The organism is Kitasatospora sp. NPDC048540, assembly GCF_040651175.1.
Taxonomy (GTDB): domain Bacteria; phylum Actinomycetota; class Actinomycetes; order Streptomycetales; family Streptomycetaceae; genus Kitasatospora.
Genome location: NZ_JBEZIR010000285.1, coordinates 1 through 1,029, shown reverse-complemented (window position 1 = coordinate 1,029; position 1,029 = coordinate 1). Strand labels below are relative to the sequence as shown.

Annotated in this window: 1 protein-coding gene and 1 pseudogene; both read left to right on the top strand. The window is 72.5% G+C overall.

Going from position 1 to position 1,029, the window contains the following annotated elements; genetic code table 11:
• A pseudogene (locus tag AB0D08_RS40880) lies at nt 1-99 on the top strand (roadblock/LC7 domain-containing protein); the annotation flags it as partial.
• 196 nt (nt 100-295) lie between these two features.
• The gene (locus AB0D08_RS40875; RefSeq protein ID WP_233289256.1) at nt 296-982 is read left to right on the top strand and encodes a DUF742 domain-containing protein; all 687 of its coding nucleotides are present in this window, start codon (nt 296-298) and stop codon (nt 980-982) included.
• Nucleotides 983-1,029 lie beyond the last annotated feature (47 nt).

Below are 1,029 nucleotides of genomic sequence, written 5' to 3'. Positions count from 1 at the left end.
GGTCTGGTGGGCTACGAGATGGCCCTCCTCGTCGACCGCGCCGGAGCCGTCCTCACCCCCGCGCTGCGCGCGGAACTCCAGGGCAGTCTCCTGCACTGACGGTTCGTCGGATACCGTCCTGGTATTCGAAAGACCTCATTGCCCGTCCCGGGTCCCTCGCGGGCACCGCCGGCCAACCGCCGCCGGTGCCCGCGAGGGACCCGGGTTCGGGCGTTGTACGGCCTTCGCACCACCGGCCCGGGCGCAGTTGTCCCGGACCAGCACCGCACCGCCGCACCCTGTGAGGAGAGGAACCGTGACACCGCCCGACGACCGCAGCGGCCAGTACGGCGTCCCGTATCCCGGCACCGGCCATGACGCCTTCGGCGTGCCCGGCGTCGGCCACGGGCAGCAGTACCCGCCGCAGCAGCAGTACTTCGCCCAGCCGCAGCCCGGTGCCCAGCAGCAGTACGGGCAGCAGCAGCCGTACCAGGACCAGCCGTACCAGGACCGGCCCCAGCAGCCGTTCCGGGACTCCGGGCCGTTCGGCCGCCCGGACGAGGGCCCGCCGGGCCATCCGGGGCCGGAGGCGTTCCCCGAACGCGACAACGCCCGGTACCAGGAGGACTTCGGCCAGCACGAGGACGAGGACGGCCAGGACTCCGGTCCGCTGATCCGCCCGTTCGCGATGACCGGCGGCCGGACCCGGCCCCGCTACGAACTCGCCCTGGAGGCCCTGGTCTCGGCCAGTGTCGACCCGGTCCGGCTGGCCGGACTGCTCCCGGAGCACCAGCGGATCTGCACCCTGTGCACCGAGGTCAAGTCCATCGCCGAGGTCTCCGCCCTGCTCACCATCCCGCTGGGAGTGGCCCGGATCCTCGTCGCGGACCTGGCCGAAGCCGGTCTCGTGACCATCCACCAGCCCGCTGCCGGCGGCGAATCCGGCAACCAGCCCGACGTCACGCTGCTCGAAAGGGTCCTCAGTGGACTTCGCAAGCTCTAACGCGGCCGCCCCCAGCCGCGCCACCACCTCGGCGAAGATCGTCGTCG